Consider the following 19,321-nt stretch of genomic DNA (forward strand, 5'->3'; position numbering starts at 1 on the left):
CTACCGTGCCGGGCGTCGCGACCCGATATGGCACATCGCGGGCAGGCGGCGACGCGCCGCGATGGTTTCAATCAGTCGATACAACACCAATAAGGATTTCGATGAAGTTCGCCCATTTCAACGGACCTGGCGCAGCAGCGCGTCCGTTTCGCGATTTCGCGACGCGCGCCGATCTCACGCGCCGTTCGCGTTTGCCCTCGATGCGGCGTGCCGCGCTCTGCACGGCGTTCGCGTGGGCGTCGCTGACAGCCGGCGTCGCCATGGCCGAAGCCAATCCCGATGCCGCGCCGGAAGCGCCCGAGGCCGACCTGAAGATTCAGGCGACCCAGACGAACCAGTGGACCGGTTTCTGGAATCGCCAGCAGATGCTCGGCGACATCGGCGGCCTGCGCCCTTGGCTCGGCAAATACGGCGTGACCTTCACGCTCACCGAGACCAGCGAAGTACTCGCCAACCTGCGCGGCGGTCTCGCGAAAGGCGCCGACTACGACGGCCTGACGACCGGCACCGTGCAATTGGACACGCAAAAAGCGTTCGGCCTGCCGGGCGGCCTGTTCAACGTCAGCGCGTTGCAGATTCATGGCGCCAATCTTAGCGCCAACAAGCTCGGTACGTTGAACACGGCGAGCGGCATCGAAGCCGACGACGCGACCCGTCTGTGGGAATTGTGGTACCAGCAATCGTTCCTGAACAAACGCATCGACGTGAAGATCGGTCAGCAAAGTATCGACCAGGAATTCATCACGAGCCAGTACTCGGCGCTGTTCGTCAACACGATGTTCGGCTGGCCCGCCCTGCCTTCGTACGACATGCCGTCCGGCGGCCCGGCGTACCCGCTGTCGGACCTCGGCGTGCGCGTGCGCGGCCAGATCACGCCTTCATTGACGGCGCTGGCCGGCGTGTACGATGGCGATCCGCTCGGCAACAACCCGAACAACAAGAGCGGCACCAACTTCAACCTGCACAACGGCACGCTGTTCATCGGCGAGTTGCAGTACGCGATCAACCAGCCGGCCGACGGCGAAATGGTCGGCGCGGGCGGCGGCGGTTTGCCCGGCACCTACAAACTCGGCGTCTGGTACAACAACGGCAGCTTCGCGGACCAACGCTACGACAACACCGGCTTGTCGCTCGCGAATCCGGCGACGAGCGGCATCGCCCAGAATCATCACGGCGACTACAGCATTTACGCGGTGGCCGACCAGATGATCTGGCGCCCCGACCCTGACGAGCCGCGCAGCATCGGCGTATTCGCGCGAGTGATGGGCGCGCCCGGCGACCGCAACCTGGTGAGCCTCGCCGCCAACCTCGGCGTGGTGATGAAGGCGCCGTTCGCCGGACGCGACAACGACAGCGTGGGCCTCGCGCTCACCTACATCAAGGTCGGCAACCACGTGAATGGGCTCGACGCCGATACCCGCGCATTCAGCAACGGCCCGTACGGCGTGCGCACCAGCGAAACCGCGCTCGAGGCGACCTATCAGTACCAGGTCAATCCGTGGTGGCAAGTGCAAGCCGACGCGCAATACACGTTCAACGCCGGTGCCGGCCAGAATCCGAACGATCCGACGCAGCCGCTGCGCAACACGTTCGTCATCGGCGTGCGGACCAACATCAACTTCTGATGACGTTCGCGCCCAACTCACACGCTACCGACAATATCGAATCCCATGCTTTCGATCATGACCGCAATCACCGCTTTGTGCGCAGGCACGGAGGCCAAATCGTGAACACTCCCACGCGCAGGTTTTCGCCGCGCGCCGCGCGGGCCCTCGCATGGCCCCTGTTTGCCGCCGCCCTCGGTGCGGCCGCATTCGCGACGGCCGGCAGCGCGCAGGCCGAGCCGCAAGGTTTCCTTGAAACCGTCAAGCACCACACCACACTGATCAATACCGTGCCCAGCAATGGCGACCAGAATCCGTACGCGGTGGTGGTCGCGCCGGTCTCGGCCGGCACGGTCAAGCAAGGCGACGTGCTGGTCGGCAACTTCAATAACTCCACCAATCTGCAGGGCACCGGCAGCACGATCATCGACTATCACCCGGACACCAGGGAGATGACGGTGTTCGCGACGGTGCCGCGCGATCTGAAGGAATGCCCGGGCGGCATCGGCCTGTCGACCGCGATGACGATGCTCAAGTCCGGCTATGTGATTATCGGCAGCACGCCGAGCAACGACGGCACCACCGGCACCAAGGGCGCCGGCTGCCTGATCGTGATCGATCCGCAAGGCAAGGTCGCCTCGACCATCAGCAGCCCGAACATCAACGATCCGTGGGGCAACATGGCGGTCGTCGACAACGGCAGCAGCGCGACGCTGTTCGTCAGCATGGCCGGCTTCGGCGTGGGCGGTGCGGACGGCAATCCGCCGGTGTTCAAGCAGGCCACCGTGTTGCGTCTGGACCTCGACGTGCCGGCCGGCAAGCCGCCGGTCGTGAAGAAGGAAACGGTGGTGGGCAGCGGCTTCGGCGCGCAGGCGGACAAGGGCGTGTTCCTCGTCGGTCCGACCGGACTCGCGCTCTCGGCCGATCAGAAACTGCTGTACGTGTCCGATGCGATCGGCAACCGCATCACTGAAATCGACGAACCGATGACGCGCGACACGAGCGCGGGCGTCGGCCGTCAACTGACCGCCGACGGCCTGCTGCACCGGCCGCTCGCGATGGTAACCGCACCCAACGGCCACCTGCTCGTGACCAACGCGCTGAACGGCCAGATCGTCGAAATCGACCCGGCCAGCGGCAAGCAGATCTACGCGCGCTGGATCGACACGGACAAGGCGCAATCGCCTCCGGGCAACGGCGACCTGTTCGGCCTCGCATTGACGCCTGAAGGCGACGGTTTCTACTACGTGCAGGACGACGTGAACACGCTGGTGCTCGCGAAATAAGCTGACTGTTCCAAAGCCGAACCAAGGTGAAGTAACCATGGCAAACGATCAACCCCCGCAGCCGTCACGACGCGGGTTTCTCAAGGCCGGCGGCGCCGCGGTCGCGGCGGGCGCGAGCCTCGGCGCGGGTCTGGCGACATCGCAGAACGCGCTCGGCAAAACCCAGCCGCATGCTCTTGCCGATCCGCAGATGGCCGTCGAGCCGTTCTACGGCGTGCATCAGGGCGGCATCGTCACGCCGCAGCAGAGTCATACCTATGTCGCCGCGCTCGACCTGACCACGGAGAAGCGCGAGGACGTGATCGCACTCCTGCGCGCCTGGACCGACGCCGCCGCGCGCCTCACGCAAGGCGGCACGGCCGCGCCGCTGCCGACCGGCGATGCGGACCAGAATAGAGCCGCGCCCGATTCCGGCGACGTGCTCGGTCTTGGCCCCAACGGACTGACGATCACGTTCGGCTTCGGCCCCGGTCTCTTCACGCACGAAGGCAAGGATCGCTACGGCCTCGCCGCGCGCCGCCCCGCCGCGCTCGTCGATCTGCCGCGCTTTAACGGCGACCAGTTGATCAAGGAAAAGACCGGCGGCGATCTGTACATCCAGGCCTGTGCGAACGACGCGCAAGTGGCGTTTCACGCGGTGCGCCAATTGTCGCGCATGGCGTACGGCACGGCGGCGATGCGCTGGGGCCAGGCCGGTTTTCTGTCGGGTCCGCGCGGTCAGACGCCGCGTAACCTGATGGGCTTCAAGGACGGCACCAACAATCCGTCCACTGCCAAGCCGCCGTTGATGAACCAGTTCGTGTGGGCCGGCGCCAGCGCCGACGCGCCGTGGATGGAAGGCGGCACCTACACCGTCGTGCGGCGCATCCGCATCACGCTGGAGCACTGGGACAACACCGAACTGGACTTCCAGGAACAGGTGTTCGGGCGCCATAAGTACAGCGGCGCGCCGATCGGCAAGAAGAACGAGTTCGACGCCGTCGACCTGAAGGAAGAAGACAAGGACGGCAATCCGGTGATTCCGGAGAACTCGCACGTGCGTCTGTCGAATCAGGCGAGCAACAACGGCGCGCAGATTCTGCGCCGTTCGTACTCGTATAACGACGGCACGAACTTCTACATCGAGCGCTGGCCGCCATGGCGCCAGGAAACCGAGTACGACGCGGGCTTGATTTTTATCGCGCATCAAAGCGACCCGCGTACCGGCTTCATTCCGATCAACGACAGGCTCGCCAAGTTCGACATGATGAACCAGTTCACCACGCACGTCGGCAGCGCGATCTTCGCCGTGCCGCCGGGCGCGAAGCCGGGTTCGTATATCGGAGCGGGCTTGTTCGAGACGTAAAGCAGACGCAGTCGACAAAACACAGATCAAAACAACATCACAACGGACTTCAGGATCATGGCTTACAACTCGTTTGGCACGCGTCTGCGTGTCCTGGCCAACACGCTAGGCAGGGCGGTCGCCCTCACGCTGGCCGCTGTCGCGACGGTGCCGTCCGCGGCCGAGGCCGCGTCGATCACGCTGTATAACGCGCAGCACGAGCAGGTCGTCAATCTGCTCGCCAAGGACTTCGAAAAGCAGTCGGGCATCTCCGTGAAGATCCGCAACGGCGAAGGCCCGGCCATGGCCGCGCAGATCGTCGCCGAAGGCGCCGCCACGCCCGCCGACGTGTACTTCACGGAGAACTCGCCGGAGCTCATGCTGCTCGAAGAGAAGGGTCTGCTGAACAAGGTGGACCCCTCGACGCTCGCCACCGTGCCGACGCGTTTTAACTCGCCGAGCGGCGCATGGGTCGCGGTGACCGCGCGTGAAAACGTGCTCGCCTACAACACGACCAAGGTCCAGCCATCGCAACTGCCGCAATCGCTGTTCGATCTGGCCAAACCGGAATGGAAAGGCAAGATCGGCATTGCCCCGAGCGATGGCGACTTCCTGCCGCTCGTGAGCGCCGTGCTCGCACTGAAGGGCGAAGCGCAAACGGTGCAATGGCTCAAGGGCCTGAAAGCCAACGCGCAGATTTTCGACGACGACGAAGGCGTGGTCGCCGCCGTGAACCGCGGCGGTGTCGCGACCGGTCTGATCAACAACTACTACTGGGCGCGCCTGCACGCCGAACTCGGCGACGGCAAGACCCGCAGCGCGATCTATCACTTCGGCAACGGCGACGCCGGCGCTGCTGTGAACGTGTCGGGCGCGGCGGTGCTGAAGTCCGCGCACAACACGGACGGCGCGCAGAAGTTTCTCGCGTATCTGGTGAGCGAGCGCGCGCAGGAGCTGATGGCGAAGAGCCACGTGATGTTCGAGTATCCGCTGCACGCAGGCGTCGCACCGGACCCGATCCTCAAGCCGTTCGCCGAACTGAGCCCGCCGCCGCTGACGATCCAGCAACTCGGCGACGATAGCCAGGCCGGCAAACTGCTGCGCCAGGCAGGCCTGCTGTAATGAGCGAAGCTTTGTCAGCCGGGCCACCGGCTGTCCCCACCGTCCCGGCGCGCGTCCGTTCGCGCGCGCCGCGCGGTCTGTTCGCGGCGGCAGCACTCAGCGCTTTGCTGGTGTTGCTGCCGATTGCGTTTACGTTCTGGCGCGCCGCGAGCTTCGGCGCCGGCGAGGCGCTCGACCTGATCTTCCGGCCGCTGGTCGGCGAACTGCTGATCAATACGTTGATGATCACCGTCTCGACTACGCTAGTGTCGGCCGTGATCGGCACGGCGACTGCGTGGTTCGTCGAACGCACGCATTTGCCAGGGCGCCGCGCGTGGGCCGTGTTGAGCGCCGCGCCGCTCGCCATGCCGGCGTTTATCTCGAGCTATGCGTGGGTCTCGCTAAGCCAGGACTTGCAGGACTTCAACGGCGCATTGCTGGTGCTGACGTGCGCGTATTTTCCGCTCGTCTATCTGCCGGTCGCCGCCGCGTTGCGCGGCATGGATCCCGCGCTCGAAGAAAGCGCGCGCGCACTGGGCTGCAACCGTTGGACCACGTTTATTCGCGTGGTGCTGCCGCAACTGCGCCCCGCGTTGCTCGGCGGCATGCTGCTGGTCGCGCTCGGTGTATTGTCCGAGTTCGGTGCATTTACGCTGCTGCGCTTTCGCACGTTCACCACGCAGATCTACGCGGAATTCCGCACCAGTTTCGATGGCGGCGGCGCCTCGTTGTTCGCCTGTCTGCTGATCGTGATCTGCCTGATCGTGCTGGCCTTCGAGTTTCGCGTGCGCGGCGCGGCGCGTTATGAACGCGTCGATCGCGGGACACGTCGCGCGGTTTTGCGCTACGAGTTGGGCGTATGGCGCTGGGTCGTCGTCGCCGGCTTTGGGTTGCTCTCGATCACGACGCTCGGCGTGCCGCTCGGCATGATCGGCTACTGGCTCACGCAGCCTGGCGCCGCGGCCGTCACACCGGCTGACGTCTCACCTGAATTGCTGTTCAATGCCACGGTCTCGTCGCTCGGTTTCGGGCTTGCCGCGGCGTTGCTGACCACCTTGCTCGTGGTGCCGCTTGCGTTTCTGCTGGTGCGCTATCCGACGCGTTTCGCGACCTTGTTCGAACGCACCGTGTTTCTCGCGCAAGGCGTGCCGGGTCTGGTGATCGCGCTGGCGATCGTGTCGCTCGCGGTGCATGCGCTGCAACCGCTCTATCAGAGCGCGACGCTGCTGGTGATCGCCTACGCCATGCTCTTCATGCCGCTTGCGCTGGTCAGTGTGCGCGCCGCCTTCATGCAGGCGCAGCCGCGCCTCGAGGAGACCGCGCGCGCGCTCGGCCTGAGCTGGTCGCAGACGCTGTTCCGCGTGGTCTTGCCGCTCGCCGGACCTGGACTCGGCGCGGCTGCGGCGATGGTGTTCATCTCGGTCGTCACCGAACTGAACGCCACGCTGCTGCTCTCCCCGCTCGACACGCAAACGCTCGCCACCCAGGTCTGGGCCGACACCTCGACGATGGCGTTCGCCGCCGCGGCGCCCTATGCCGCGTTGCTCACCGGCATCTCGCTGTTCGCCTCGGGCCTTCTTTTCGCGTTGCTCGGTAAATCGGCACTACTCGGCGAACGCAGCTAATGCGCCGCGCTTTTACCATCGGATTTTCATGAGCGAACTTCGTATCCGCGGGCTGCAAAAATCATTCGACGGCACGCCTGTGCTGCACGGCATCGATCTGTCCGTCGAGCGCGGCGCGCTGCTGGCGCTGCTGGGTCCGTCGGGCAGCGGCAAGACCACTTTATTGCGTTTGCTTTGCGGTTTCGAACGCGCCGATAGCGGCAGTGTGGAAATCGACGGCCGGCGCGTGGTCGGCGACGGTCTGCATGTGCCTTCCGAACAACGGCGCATTGGCTATGTGCCGCAGGAAGGCGCGCTGTTTCCGCATCTGTCGGTGGCGGACAACATCGTGTTCGGCCTGCCGCGCGCCCAGCGGCGCGCGCGGCATCGCGTGGCCGAGTTGCTGGAACTGGTCGGCTTGCCGGCGAACTTCGGCGAACGCGCGCCGCAGCAGTTGTCGGGCGGCCAGCAGCAACGCGTCGCGCTGGCGCGCGCGCTCGCGCCCTCGCCCACACTCGTAATGCTGGACGAACCCTTCTCGTCGCTCGATGCCGCGTTGCGGCTCGAAACGCGGCAAGCCGTGGCAAGCGCGCTGGCCGCGACCGGCGCGACGGCCGTGCTGGTCACGCACGATCAGTCCGAGGCGTTGTCGCTTGGGCATGAAGTGGCGGTGTTGTGGAACGGCCGGCTGATCCAGACGGCGACGCCAGAGACGCTTTATCGCCGGCCCGTGACGCGCGAGCTTGCATCGTTCGTCGGCGAGGCGGTGTTGTTGCCGGGCATGGCCACGCAGGATCGCGTGAGTTGCGAACTGGGTGAATTGCCATTGTCCGGGCCGATTGGCCAGGGCGCTGTGGACGTGATGGTGCGGCCCGAGCAGATCCGTCTGCTGCGTGCTGATGAAACAATGCCCAACGGGGCGGCATCTTATGACGCTGTTGTCACGGAAGTGATCTTTCAGGGGCAGGACGCGGGCGTCGCGCTGCAATTGCGCTCCGAGACACGGACGATGGTCCGTGCGCGGGTGCCGGGCTATCTTTGCCCGCGGCCGGGCGAGCAGGTGCGGCTCGCGGTGGACGGCGAAGTGACGGCCTACGCGCGCGCCTGAGCCTGCGGCCGCTGCGACAGATCCTGCATCATCTGCGCGGCCAGATAGTCGCAGGTCGGACGATCCGACTTGGCGCTGCGCGCCACCACGATTTCGAGCGGCGCGATTTTCGGCAAGCCCTGCGCCTCGCCGAGAATCGCGAACCGCGGCGGCACGCTGCAACGCGTGAGCGCGATCACCGATAAACCCGCATCCACGGTCGCCACCAGTCCCATCAGGCTCGCGCTGCTGAACGCGGCGCGATAACGAATCCGCGCGCCGTCGAGCGCAGCGAGCGTGTGCTGGCGCGCCACGCAGCCGGGCTCATAGAGTCCCACCGGCAGCGGCGAGGCCGCCAGAACCGGCGTATCCACCGACGCCCCCACCCACACCATCGGCTCGCTGCGCACGAATTCGCCGCGCAGCTTGCGGTCGCGCGTGACAAAGGCGAGATCGATCTTGTTGTCGGCGAGCATCGGCGCGAGCGACGTGCTCTGCGCGCAGACGATCTCGATCTCCACGTGCGGATACAGATTCGAAAAGCGCCGCAACACGGGAGACAGCAGCGACGACACGTAGTCGTCCGGCGCGCCGAGCACCACGCGTCCGGTCACCTCCGGCCGCACGATCGCCGACCACGCCTCCTCGTGCAACGCCAGCACGCGCCGCGCGTATTCGAGCAACGTATTGCCTGGCCGCGTGAGCGATAGATTGCGTGTGTTGCGGGCGAACAGCGTCGTGCCGAGCATGGTTTCGAGCCGCTTGATCTGCATGCTGACCGCCGCCTGCGAACGATGCACGGTCGTCGATGCCTTCGTGAAGCTGCCCGTTTCCACCACCGCGACGAAGGTGCGCAGCAGATCGACGTCGAATTCGGGGTGCATGATTTATCAATCCAGCTTATGGAATTGCTCAATTTAATTCGTTTGTCCGCGCCATGCAAGACGCGTAATACTCGGGACATCACCTCATCGCATCCATTCACGGAGCCGTTGCGCATGTCCCTCACCCAACGTCAACAAGGCGCCATCACGCTGGCCAGCGGCGGGCTTCTGATGGGTACGCTCGGGATCTTCGTCGAGGAAGCGCGGCTCGGCGCGCTGACGCTGGTCTTCTTTCGCTGCCTGTTCGGCTTTCTCTCGCTCGCCGCGTATTGCGCGTGGAAAGGCTTCTTCACGCGCGCGCATTTCACGCGGCGCACCGTCACGCTGGCGCTGATCACGGGCGTGCTGATGGTCACGCAGTGGGTCGGTTTCTTCGATGCGATTCATCGCACCAGCATCGCGGTGGCCACCGTGGTGTTTCATGTGCAGCCGTTCTGGGTCGTGCTGATTGGCGCGGCGTTGTTCAACGAGCGGCTCGGCGTGGACCGGCTCGGCTGGATTGCGACCGCTTTCGTCGGGCTCGTGCTCGCGTCGGGCGTCGCGGCCACGGAGAATCTGCAGGGTCATACGAGCTATCTGATCGGCATCGGCGAAGCGCTGGTGGGGTCGGTGCTGTATGCGAGCGTCACGTTGATCGCAAAAGGGCTCGGTAATCTGCGGCCGCATCTGCTAACGCTCGCGCAGTGCGCGGTCGGCGTGGTGTGCCTGCCGTTCATCGCGCCGCTGACCGCCGTGCATATCGGGCCGATGCAGTGGTTCTGGCTGGTCGGCATGGGCGTACTGCATACGGGGCTCTCGTATGTGTTGATTTACGGCGCGCTGCCCAAGCTGAGCACGCCGATCATCGCCGTGTTGCTGTTCGTGTATCCGCTGACGGCGATCCTGGTCGATGCGCTCGTGTATGGACGGGCGCTGTCGATGCCGCAACTGGCGGGCATGGTGCTGATCGTGGTGGCGAGTCTTGGAGTGAATCTGGGGTGGCCGCTGCTTTCGTTGTTGCGGCCCGGCGGACGGGTGCGGCGGCAGGTGGATTGAGAGTCCGGCGCATCCGGCCGTCAGTCGAAACGTTGAACAAAACCGGGCACATGCGCCCGGTTTCTCTCAGCGGTCGTAGTGGAAGCGACAGGCGATCACGTAGATCTTTCCTTCTCGCGGCAAGTAGACGAGTCGGTCGGCAAGTGTGATACGGCGCGACCACAATCCGCTCAAACTTCCAAGCAGCGCCTCCGGTTTCCCCGTGCCACGATAAGGATCGCGCCGGCATTCCTCCAGCAGCGTATTGATCTTGCGCAAAACCTGTCGGTCGGTCTCCTGCCAGTACAGGTAGTCGTCCCACGCGTCGTCGGTGAACATAAAAATGCTGTCAGCCTTTGCGGCCTCCTCGTTGCGGCTTTTCTGTTTGTTCATCGTTCAGCAGTTCGCGAGCAGTCGCACTGCCGGCATTCAACTGGGCGATAGACCTGGCGAGCCGCTGGGCATTCTTCGACGAACTCAACAGATACAGGGTCTCCTGCATCGCATTGAAATCCTCGAGTGAAACCATGACCACGTTTTCGCCGGTCTGCCTCGTGATCAGCATGGGTGTGTGATCGCGGCAGACGTCGTCCATCGCTTGCTTAAAGCCGGCACGCGCCTCGCTGTAAGTAAGGACGTTCATTCGTTTCTCGACCTGAGAGGTTGCCCTCCAGTCGCTCCTGTCAAAAGTTAGGGACGATTCCACCGCCGAACGGATGGCCGCACTGCGGGACCGCGGGGTGAGCCGATGGCACGGAGCGGAAACGCCTCGAAGCCATCGGCAATCATTGTACGGAGTTCTGTACAAATCAGCAAACTCAGAACAGCGGAAAAATACGTCGTCTAACGGATGAAAAGGATGCCCGTTCGTCACCCCGCCCGCCACTCAGCCAAACGGCCAACCTCACTGCGGCAACACTTCGCCCTTCGTCTCCGGCGCAAACGGAATCACGAACAGCCCGACGATAAAAGCGATCGCCGTCAACGCCACCGGCACCCCGAGCGTATGCATATGCAGCACCGCTGCGCCGAGTAAAAAGTTGACGCCCGCGCCGACGAATCGCCCGAACGACGTGCAGAATGCGAACGCCGTCGCCCGCACGCGGGTTTCGAACTGCTCCGGCAGCCACAAGCTGAACAGCGCGAAATTGCCGCCGAAGAAACCCAGCACGAACAGCCACGCGATGAACGGCGCAAGCCCATTAGGCAAGTAAAACGCCCAGCCGAAACTGCCGACGATCGCCACGGCCATGCCGAGAAAGTAAATCGCCAGCGTCTTCTTGCGGCCGATGCGCTCGGCAAGCGGCGGTAACGCGAGACAACCGAGGATCGTCGCGATCGACAGCAACCCCGTGGCCAGCGAAGCGGTTTTGATCGCATCGTTCTTCGCCATGCCGGCTTTGGTCGCCAGTTGGATCACGGCGGACGGCTCGTACACCGCGCCCGCCCACAACCCGATGATGGCGATGGTCAGCAGAATGCACGCGACCCAGGTGCGGCGTCGATAAGCCGGTCCCATGATCTCGCGCAACGGCTTGGTGCGCACGGTGCGCGCCTCGGCCTTCTCCCATTTCTCCGACTCCTTCACCCGCAGCAGGATCAGAATCGCGACCACCACCGGAACCGCGCCGGTCAGGAACATCGCGCGCCAGCCGTAATGCACGCCAACCGTGTAATTCAGCGCCGCGGCGAGGAAGAACCCGGCGTAGTAGCCCGTTTGCAGATAACCGGCGCCCATCTTGCGGCGATCCTCCGGCCACGCTTCGGCCACATAGGTCCCGGCCAGCGCCCACTCGCCGCCAATGCCGACGCCCGCAATGAAGCGATAGATGCCGAGTTCCCACACGTTATGCGAGGTCGCCGCGAGTCCCGTGAAAATGGCGAACGTAAAAATTGTGCCGGCCAATACCTTGGTGCGGCCGTAGCGGTCGGCGAGCGGCCCCCAGATGAACGACAGGCCCCACCCGACCAGGAACAGCGCAAACAGGATCGAGCCGGCGAGACCGACGTTCGCCGGCGTCGCCGCATAACCCGAGCGCGGCAGCAGCTCGGTCAGGGCCGGCGTTAACACGAGCGCGTAGATGAACGAGTCCATCCCGTCGAGCGTCCAGCCAGCCCACGCTCCCCAAAAACCTGCGATCTGCGAACGATTGAGCGGCGTGCGGCGCCGCGTGACCGACGTGCGGTCGGTGAGTGAATTCATCATGCTCCTCCGGTCCAACAGTTGGCGTACGTAACAGGAACGACGAGATAGCGCGTTAGTGATGAACCGGAGTGTCCTTGCACCACCGGTCAGCGGACTTCGCGGACAGAACGGGGAGTTTTTTTCCGGGTTTGTCCGCGTTTAATTCGCGTCTTTTCATATATAATATTTGATATCATGAACGACGCAATAGATGGTTTTCCCCTGGACGCCCCGGCGCGCACCCCGCTTTTACCCGCGGCGGCGCCGCGTGAAAGCACGTCCCGCGTGATCGCGGAGGCGTTGCGCGCGGCGATTGTCGACGGCACGCTGGCGCCCGGCGCGCCGCTGCGGCAGGACGCGATCGCGCGGCATTTTTCAGTCAGCGCAATTCCCGTGCGCGAAGCGCTGCGGCAGTTGGAGAGCGAAGGCTGGGCCAAAGCCGCCGTGCATAAGGGCGCGACCGTCGCGCCCCTGTCGGCGGAAGAAGCGCGCGAAATCTACGAGATCCGTTCCGCGCTGGAGAGTCTCGCCATCGGACTCGCCATACCCAGGCACACGGCCGCCACGTTGCGCGAGTCCGCCAGCCTGTGCCGCGCCGCCGAACGCGAGTCGAACCCGTCGCTGTATGTCGAGCGCAATGTCGCATTTCACATGAGCCTGTACGCGCCCGCCGGCCGTCCGCAACTCGAGGACATGATCGGCACGCTGCACCGGCGCGGGGAAAGATATCTGCGCCTGAAATTCGGCTTGCCGTCGTACAAGGGCGAGTCCGACAATGAACACGCCGCGCTGCTCGACGCCGTGGAACGCCACGACATTCCCGCCGCACAGAAACTGGTCGTCGCGCATCTGCTGGGCACGGGCGAACTGCTTTATCGTTTCCTCACCGAACGCGCGCAGGCCGAAGCCGCGCTTGCGAATCAACCCAAGCCGCGCGGCAGACGCCCGCGCGCCACCACCGGGACCTGACTAAGCCGATGAACCGACCCGCCGAAGCCGCCGCGTCCGCAGTATCGACACCCACCGCCGCCCGTTCGTGGACCACGCGCCGCGACGAAAAGAACCGCCGCCTCGCCGCCATTGCCCCGTGGCTCAAAGACGGCGTGCTGCGGCCGGAGCGCATTGTCGACGCGCTCGAAACGCTGATTCAGCCGGGCGATCGTGTCGCTCTCGAAGGCGACAACCAGAAGCAGGCCGATTTCCTCTCCCGCTCGTTCGCCAACGTCGATCCGCAGAAGATTCACGACGTGCATCTGCTGATTTCGAGCATCGGCCGGCCCGAGCATCTGACGCTGTTCGAGCGCGGCATCGCGCATAAGGTCGACTTTTCGTTTGCCGGCCCGCAGAGTCTGCGGGTCGCGCAACTGCTCGAAGACGGCCAGCTGGAAATCGGTGCGATCTATACCTACGTCGAGTTGTACGCGCGCATGTTTGTGGATCTGACGCCGCACGTCGCGCTGCTGTGCGCGGAAAAGGCGGACCGTCACGGCAATCTGTACACCGGCGCGAATACCGAAGACACGCCCACCATCGCCGAGGCCGCCGCGTTTCGTCATGGCATCGTGATCGTGCAGGTCAACGAGATCGTCGACGAACTGCCGCGTGTCGATATTCCGGGTTCATGGGTCGACGTGGTCGTGCAGGCGGACCGGCCGTTCGCCGTCGAGCCGCTGTTCACGCGCGATCCGCGCCACATCGGCGACCTGCAGGTGCTGACCGCGATGATGGTGATTCGCGGCATTTATGAGCCCTATGGCGTGACGTCGCTGAACCACGGCATTGGCTTCGATACGGCCGCGATCGAATTGCTGCTGCCCACCTACGGCGAGTCGCTCGGCCTGAAGGGCAAGATCTGCCGCAACTGGACACTCAATCCGCATCCCACCATGATTCCCGCGATCGAATCGGGCTGGGTCGACAGCATCCATTGTTTCGGCAGCGAAGTCGGCATGGAAGCGTATATCGAGGCGCGTCCGGACGTGTTCTTCACGGGCAACGACGGCAGCCTGCGCTCGAACCGCGTGCTGTGCCAGTTGGCCGGGCAATACGGCGTCGATCTGTTCATCGGCTCGACCTTGCAGATCGATGCCGACGCCAATTCGTCCACCGTCACGCGCGGGCGTCTCGCCGGCTTCGGCGGCGCGCCGAACATGGGCCACGATCCGCGCGGACGGCGTCATTCGAGCGAAGCGTGGCTCAAGCTGCTGCGCGACGAGGGTCCGGTGTCGCGTGGCCACAAGCTGGTCGTGCAGATGGCCGAGACCTACAAGAAAGGCGGCGAGCCGACCTTCGTCGATGAACTCGACGCCGTCGCGGTCGGCGCGAAAAGCGGCATGCCGGTTGCGCCCGTGATGATCTACGGCGACGACGTCAGCCATGTGGTCACCGAGGAAGGCATCGCGCATCTGCACAAGGCCGAGGGCATCGACGAACGGCGCGCGGCGATCGCCGCCGTGGCCGGCGTGACGCCGATCGGTCTGCGTGCGAAGCCGGAAAAAACGGCGGAGTTGCGCCGCCGCGGTATCGTCGCGTATCCCGAGGATCTCGGCATCCGGCGCGGCGAGGCCAAGCGCTCGCTGCTGGCGGCACGCAGCATCGACGATCTGGTGACGTGGTCGGGCGGCCTGTACGAACCGCCGGCACGCTTCAGGAGCTGGTGAGCATGGCTCCCGTTGCTTTGCTCGCGCGAGAAGAAGCGCAGGCGCGCTGCGCTAACGCTGTACCTACGCTTTCCGACGCGCAACTCGCCGATTACGCCATCACCGCGCTGATCGACGAAGCCCAACTCACGCCCAAGCCCGCGCTGGTCGACCGGCGCGGCAGCGGCGCGCATCGTGACCTCGATCTCGACACCATGCTACGCTCGGCGCACGCGCTCGAGCCGACGTTCGCGGCGCTCGCCCGCGCGGCGCGCCGCCGCGGGGAGCCGTCCGCGTTGCTGCGCGCCGAACTCGCGCAGATCGGCCGCGCCGGCGAGCTCGACATGCTGCACGCCACGGGCGGCAGCAATGCGCATCGCGGCGCGATCTGGATCGTCGGCCTGCTGATCGCGGGGGCGTCACTGCGCGCCGGCGCCAGGCGCGCGAACCCATCGCAGATCTGCACGCGTGCCGCGCAGATCGCCTGCTTCCCGGATCGCTTCGCCGCGCCTTCCGACAGCCACGGCGAACGCGCGCGTCAGCGCTACCAGGTCGGTGGCGCGCGCCGTGAAGCGCAGGACGGCTTCCCGCATGTGATCGACGTAGGCCTGCCCGCGTTGCTCGCGGCGCGTCAGCGAGGCATCGACGAAAACGCCGCGCGCGTCGACACCCTGCTCGCGATCATGGCCACGCTCGACGACACCTGCCTGCTGCATCGCGCGGGCTTGCCCGGTTTGCATGCCGGACAACACGGCGCGCAACGCGTGCTGGACGCGGGCGGCAGTTCGACGCGCGCAGGCAGCGCCGCGCTCGCCGCGCTCGAACACGACTTGCTGACGCTGAACGCATCGCCCGGCGGCGCAGCCGATCTGCTCGCCGCCACCCTCTTTCTCGACATGCTGGCGCATCACGACGCCGACAGGAGCCCCGACTCATGGAACATCTGACCTTCGACTATCCGGCGCAACGCGCCGTCACGACCCGCGCGCATGTCGGCGTGGTGGGCTCGGGCGATCTGGAAGTGCTGCTCTCGCCCGCCGACCAGGCTGGCGCGCTGAGCGCACACGTGGTCGTGCGCACCAGCGTCGATGGTTACAGCCACATCTGGAAGAGCGTGTTCGATCGCTTTTTCACGCGCTATGACGGCGCCGCGCAAATCGAAATCAACGACTTCGGGGCGACGCCCGGCGTGGTCGCGTTGCGCCTCGCGGAAGCGGTCGAAGCCGCCGAAGCCGCCGAACGGGGAGACGACGCATGACTACGGTTGCGACCGCTCATCCCGCGCCGATGCTGCGCGAGAGTTTCATCGAACTGCCGGCGCGTGAGCGCGCCCGCTCGCTGCTGGACGCGGGCACCTTCCGCGAACTGCTCGGCCCGTTCGACAAGATCGAATCGCCGTGGCTGCCGCTGCAGGGCGTGGTCTGCCAGGCGGATGACGGCTGCGTGATCGCGCGCGGCACCATCGGCGGCGAGCCCGCCGTGGTCGCCGCGATCGAATCCGCGTTCCAGGGCGGCAGCATCGGCGAAGTGTCGGGCAGCAAGATCGCCGCGGCGCTCGAGCTGGCCTTGCGCGACTGCGAACGCGGCAAGACCGTGCGGCCGGTCGTGCTGTTCGAAACCGGCGGCGTGCGGCTTCAGGAAGCCAACCTCGGCCTCGCGGTGATCGCGGAGATTCAGGCGGCGATCGTCGCACTGCGGCGGCATGTGCCGGTGGTCGGCGTGATCGCGGGCATGGTGGGCTGCTTCGGCGGCATGTCGCTGGCGGCTGCCTTGTGCTCGTACCTGGTCGTCACGAAGCAAGGGCGGCTCGGCATGAATGGGCCCGAAGTGATCGAACAGGAAGCAGGCATCGACGAACTCGACGCCAGCGATCGCCGCCGCGTATGGCAACTGATCGGCGGCGAACAGCGTACGGCGACGGCGCTCGCCGATCGACTGGTCGACGACGATTCCGAGGCGGTGCGCACCGCCGTGCGTTCCGCCTTCGAGCAAGGCGTGCCCGCCGCGCATCGCAGCGAACAGGTCGACATGTTCCTCGACCGGCTCGCGCGGATCGATCCCGCCAGCGTCACGCCCGAAACCATGCGTGACGTGTTCAACCGTCAAATGCAAAACGATTCGCGCAAGGAGCAAGCATGAGCGACGCAAAACTCAGCCGCGGCGCGCGCTGGTTCCAGGCACTGGCCGGCGAATCGACCAGCCAGGCGCCTGTGTTGAGCGGCGACGCACCGCTCGGCGGAGAGACCGCGCACTTCTTCTCAGTCGTGCCGGACCCCGTCAACCGCTTTCCGCGCGCCACCGACAACGTGGTCGGACTCGAACAGGGCTGGCGGCTCGCGCGCGCCGTGCGCGACGCCATTGCGCGGGACGAAGCGAGCGGCACGCGCCGCCCGATCGTCGCGATCGTCGACGTGAAAAGCCAGGCGTACGGCTATCGCGAGGAGATGCTCGGCATTCACCTGGCGTGCGCCGCGGCCGTGGACGCCTACGCCGCCGCGCGCGATGCCGGTCATCCGGTAATCGCGCTGATCGTCGGGCCGGCGATGTCGGGCGCTTTCCTCGCGCACGGCTATCAAGGCAACCGCATCGTCGCGCTCGACGCGCCCGGCACCATGGTTCACGCGATGGGCAAGGAAGCCGCCGCGCGCGTCACGCGCCGCACGGTCGAAGAACTCGACGCGCTCGGCGAAACCATCGTGCCGATGTCGTACTCGATGGCGTCGTTCGCCAAGCTCGGCTTGCTCGATCAGTTGATCGACGGCGTCGATGCCGATGCGCCGGACGCCGCGCAGATCGAGCGCGTGCGCCAGGTGTTGGCCGAGCAGATCCGCAGCGTGCGCGACGATGGCCGCCGCAATCTCGCGCATCGGCTGGAATCCGAGGCGGCGCGGAAGAATCGCGCGGCGTCGATCGAAGTGCGCCGGCGTCTCGCCGAACAGTGGGATGCGGTGTGATGCAAGTCTGTGCCGCGCCGCCGTTTGCAATCGACCACGCGCTCTCGTGCGATGTGCGATGGCGGCCGCACGACTTGTTGCGACTGCAACGCCTGGAAGCGTTCGACAATGAACCGTCGTGGGTGCGCGAGGCTTTCGGGCGCGCGCCGTATGCGGTCGTACGGCGCGCGCTGGCGGCGGATGGGTTCGTCGCGATCGGGATGCGCGGTATTGGACGTTCGGAGCGTTATGGCACGTGGGCATCGTCGGCGGATGTGGTGAGCGCCGTGTCGCCGGAAGCTCTTTCACGCCCACCGCTCGCCGGCCGTGATGCATTGCCCGCGTTCGCCGCACTCGCCGCATTGCAAAACGATGCGACCGGCCCGTTGCATGCATTCGCCTGGGGACCGACCGGCAGCGCCGGTTTCGAACTGGCCACACACGTGCCGACAGTGACGGCATCAAGCGATCTCGATCTGCTCATCCGAACGTACGATACACCGCTCACGTCGGATATTGCGGCGGAATTGCTTCACTATCTGCAAGCGCTCGCACAACGCATCGGCGTTCGCGTGGACGCGCAACTCGATACGCCCGCCGGCGGTGTGGCGCTGATTGAATGGGCCGCGGGCAAACCACGTGTGCTGGCACGCCACGCGCGCGGCCCGCAACTGGTCGCCGATCCGTGGGGCTCCGCGTCTCATGGCGACGACACCTGATGCTCGCGCTGCTTTTCCCCGGGCAGGGCGCGCAGAGCGATGGCTTCCTGCATCGTTTGCCGGAGCATCATGCGGTGCGCGACACGCTCGACGAAGCGTCACACGTGCTCGGCGTCGATGTGCTCACACTGGACACGCCGGACGCCTTGCGCTCGACCGTCGCCGTGCAGATCGGCCTGACGGTCGCGGGCGTGGCGCTTACACGCGCGCTGGCTGCCGAACGTTTCGTGCCGGAGATCAGCGCGGGCTTGTCGGTCGGCGCGTATCCGGCGGCAGTGAGCTGCGGCGCGATTCACTTCGAAGACGCGTTGAAAATGGTTCGCCGCCGGGCCGAGCTGATGGAGACAGCGTACCCATCCGGCTACGGGCTTGCCGTGATAGCGGGCTTGACCGAGTATCAAGTGGAAACGCTCGCTGCGCGACATTCGGATGAAGTCCAGCAACATGTCTACATCGGCAATGTCAACGCGCCGCGCCAGATCGTCATAGCGGGCGCAAATGATGCACTGGACGCCTTCATCAAACGCGCACTGGCTGCGGGCGCGCGCAAGGCCACTCGCCTCGCGGTGAGCGTGCCGTCGCATTGCGAATTGCTCGCGCAAGCCACGGACGAACTGATCGCCTACGCGAAGGACGTGCCGTTTTACACGCCGCGAAGCATCTATGTCGGCAATCGCGGTGGCCGTCCGTTGTATACGGCGGATGCGATCCGCGACGACCTCGCCACCAATATGCGTTACACCGTGCGCTGGTTCGACGCGCTCACGGTCATGCAGGAAATGGGCGCACATGTGCTGATCGAAGCGCCGCCGGGCCAGGTCTTGACCGACATTGCGCGCGAATACTTGCCGGAGACCGCCGCGCTCGCCGCCAGCACTTTCTCGTTCGATCGACTCGTGGCCACCGCACGACGGCGTCTCGACGCGCATTGAATGATGGAC

The 19,321-nt window shown here is 65.4% G+C and carries 19 protein-coding genes; 15 read left to right on the forward strand and 4 right to left on the reverse strand.

Annotation, left to right across the window (positions count from 1 at the left end):
* Positions 1-101 precede the first annotated feature (101 nt).
* The 6 genes from B0G81_RS13090 (at position 102) to B0G81_RS13115 (ending at position 8,027) form a co-directional block, all read left to right on the forward strand.
* The gene (locus B0G81_RS13090; protein ID WP_134136029.1) at positions 102-1,625 is read left to right on the forward strand and encodes a carbohydrate porin; all 1,524 of its coding nucleotides are present in this window, start codon (positions 102-104) and stop codon (positions 1,623-1,625) included.
* Positions 1,626-1,726: 101 nt separating this feature from the next.
* Positions 1,727-2,890 carry a hypothetical protein gene (locus B0G81_RS13095; protein ID WP_134136031.1) on the forward strand — a complete coding sequence of 388 codons (1,164 nt, stop codon included), beginning with the start codon at positions 1,727-1,729 and terminating at the stop codon, positions 2,888-2,890.
* A gap of 37 nt (positions 2,891-2,927) precedes the next feature.
* Positions 2,928-4,235: an iron uptake transporter deferrochelatase/peroxidase subunit gene (gene efeB / locus B0G81_RS13100; protein WP_134136033.1), complete on the forward strand. Its 1,308-nt coding sequence runs from the start codon at positions 2,928-2,930 to the stop codon at positions 4,233-4,235.
* 57 nt (positions 4,236-4,292) lie between these two features.
* Positions 4,293-5,336: an iron ABC transporter substrate-binding protein gene (locus B0G81_RS13105; RefSeq protein ID WP_134136035.1), complete on the forward strand. Its 1,044-nt coding sequence runs from the start codon at positions 4,293-4,295 to the stop codon at positions 5,334-5,336.
* Positions 5,336-6,940 (forward strand): iron ABC transporter permease, encoded by a 1,605-nt coding sequence (locus tag B0G81_RS13110; protein ID WP_134136037.1) that lies wholly within the window; start codon positions 5,336-5,338, stop codon positions 6,938-6,940. Before B0G81_RS13105 ends, B0G81_RS13110 begins: the two co-directional genes overlap by 1 nt.
* A 28-nt stretch (positions 6,941-6,968) precedes the next feature.
* A complete protein-coding gene (locus tag B0G81_RS13115; protein ID WP_134136039.1) occupies positions 6,969-8,027 on the forward strand; it encodes an ABC transporter ATP-binding protein in 1,059 nt (352 codons plus the stop codon).
* Here the strand turns inward: B0G81_RS13115 and B0G81_RS13120 are convergent.
* Positions 8,012-8,890: a LysR substrate-binding domain-containing protein gene (locus B0G81_RS13120; RefSeq protein ID WP_116121266.1), complete on the reverse strand. Its 879-nt coding sequence runs from the start codon at positions 8,888-8,890 to the stop codon at positions 8,012-8,014. The two genes, B0G81_RS13115 and B0G81_RS13120, sit on opposite strands and share 16 nt — an antisense overlap.
* A gap of 114 nt (positions 8,891-9,004) precedes the next feature.
* Here B0G81_RS13120 and B0G81_RS13125 point away from each other — a divergent pair, with 114 nt between their 5' ends.
* Entirely contained in the window at positions 9,005-9,925 is a 921-nt protein-coding gene (locus tag B0G81_RS13125; protein WP_134136041.1) for a DMT family transporter, read from the forward strand.
* Between the two features lie 66 nt (positions 9,926-9,991).
* On the opposite strand, the gene B0G81_RS13130 is transcribed toward B0G81_RS13125, so the two are convergent.
* The 3 genes from B0G81_RS13130 to B0G81_RS13140 all read right to left on the reverse strand — a co-directional run bounded on the left by B0G81_RS13130 (position 9,992) and on the right by B0G81_RS13140 (position 12,107).
* The gene (locus tag B0G81_RS13130) at positions 9,992-10,243 is read right to left on the reverse strand and encodes a Txe/YoeB family addiction module toxin (protein WP_116121265.1); all 252 of its coding nucleotides are present in this window, start codon (positions 10,241-10,243) and stop codon (positions 9,992-9,994) included.
* Between the two features lie 10 nt (positions 10,244-10,253).
* Positions 10,254-10,547, reverse strand: a complete 294-nt coding sequence (locus tag B0G81_RS13135; RefSeq protein ID WP_106280509.1) for a type II toxin-antitoxin system prevent-host-death family antitoxin — start codon at positions 10,545-10,547, stop codon at positions 10,254-10,256.
* A gap of 261 nt (positions 10,548-10,808) precedes the next feature.
* Positions 10,809-12,107 (reverse strand): MFS transporter, encoded by a 1,299-nt coding sequence (locus B0G81_RS13140; RefSeq protein ID WP_208328608.1) that lies wholly within the window; start codon positions 12,105-12,107, stop codon positions 10,809-10,811.
* Positions 12,108-12,284: 177 nt separating this feature from the next.
* On the opposite strand from B0G81_RS13140, the gene B0G81_RS13145 reads away from it, so the two are divergent.
* Genes B0G81_RS13145 through mdcH form a run of 8 tightly spaced genes read left to right on the forward strand, consistent with a single transcriptional unit; the run spans position 12,285 to position 19,312 of the window.
* Positions 12,285-13,058: a GntR family transcriptional regulator gene (locus B0G81_RS13145; RefSeq protein ID WP_134136045.1), complete on the forward strand. Its 774-nt coding sequence runs from the start codon at positions 12,285-12,287 to the stop codon at positions 13,056-13,058.
* An 8-nt stretch (positions 13,059-13,066) separates the two neighbouring features.
* Positions 13,067-14,749 carry a malonate decarboxylase subunit alpha gene (gene mdcA / locus B0G81_RS13150; protein WP_134136047.1) on the forward strand — a complete coding sequence of 561 codons (1,683 nt, stop codon included), beginning with the start codon at positions 13,067-13,069 and terminating at the stop codon, positions 14,747-14,749.
* Positions 14,750-14,751: 2 nt separating this feature from the next.
* The gene (locus B0G81_RS13155) at positions 14,752-15,675 is read left to right on the forward strand and encodes a triphosphoribosyl-dephospho-CoA synthase (RefSeq protein ID WP_134136049.1); all 924 of its coding nucleotides are present in this window, start codon (positions 14,752-14,754) and stop codon (positions 15,673-15,675) included.
* Positions 15,663-15,986, forward strand: a complete 324-nt coding sequence (locus tag B0G81_RS13160; RefSeq protein WP_116144048.1) for a malonate decarboxylase subunit delta — start codon at positions 15,663-15,665, stop codon at positions 15,984-15,986. Before B0G81_RS13155 ends, B0G81_RS13160 begins: the two co-directional genes overlap by 13 nt.
* Positions 15,983-16,867 carry a biotin-independent malonate decarboxylase subunit beta gene (locus tag B0G81_RS13165; protein ID WP_134136050.1) on the forward strand — a complete coding sequence of 295 codons (885 nt, stop codon included), beginning with the start codon at positions 15,983-15,985 and terminating at the stop codon, positions 16,865-16,867. Before B0G81_RS13160 ends, B0G81_RS13165 begins: the two co-directional genes overlap by 4 nt.
* Positions 16,864-17,682 carry a biotin-independent malonate decarboxylase subunit gamma gene (gene mdcE, locus B0G81_RS13170; RefSeq protein WP_134136052.1) on the forward strand — a complete coding sequence of 273 codons (819 nt, stop codon included), beginning with the start codon at positions 16,864-16,866 and terminating at the stop codon, positions 17,680-17,682. Before B0G81_RS13165 ends, mdcE begins: the two co-directional genes overlap by 4 nt.
* Complete coding sequence (locus tag B0G81_RS13175; RefSeq protein ID WP_134136054.1) at positions 17,682-18,380, forward strand: malonate decarboxylase holo-ACP synthase; 699 nt, start codon at positions 17,682-17,684, stop codon at positions 18,378-18,380. The genes mdcE and B0G81_RS13175 overlap by 1 nt, the downstream gene beginning before the upstream one ends.
* Positions 18,380-19,312 (forward strand): malonate decarboxylase subunit epsilon, encoded by a 933-nt coding sequence (mdcH, locus tag B0G81_RS13180; RefSeq protein WP_134136056.1) that lies wholly within the window; start codon positions 18,380-18,382, stop codon positions 19,310-19,312. The genes B0G81_RS13175 and mdcH overlap by 1 nt, the downstream gene beginning before the upstream one ends.
* The last annotated feature ends 9 nt before the right edge of the window (positions 19,313-19,321 follow it).

Source organism: Paraburkholderia sp. BL6665CI2N2 (assembly GCF_004366535.1).
Taxonomy (GTDB): domain Bacteria; phylum Pseudomonadota; class Gammaproteobacteria; order Burkholderiales; family Burkholderiaceae; genus Paraburkholderia.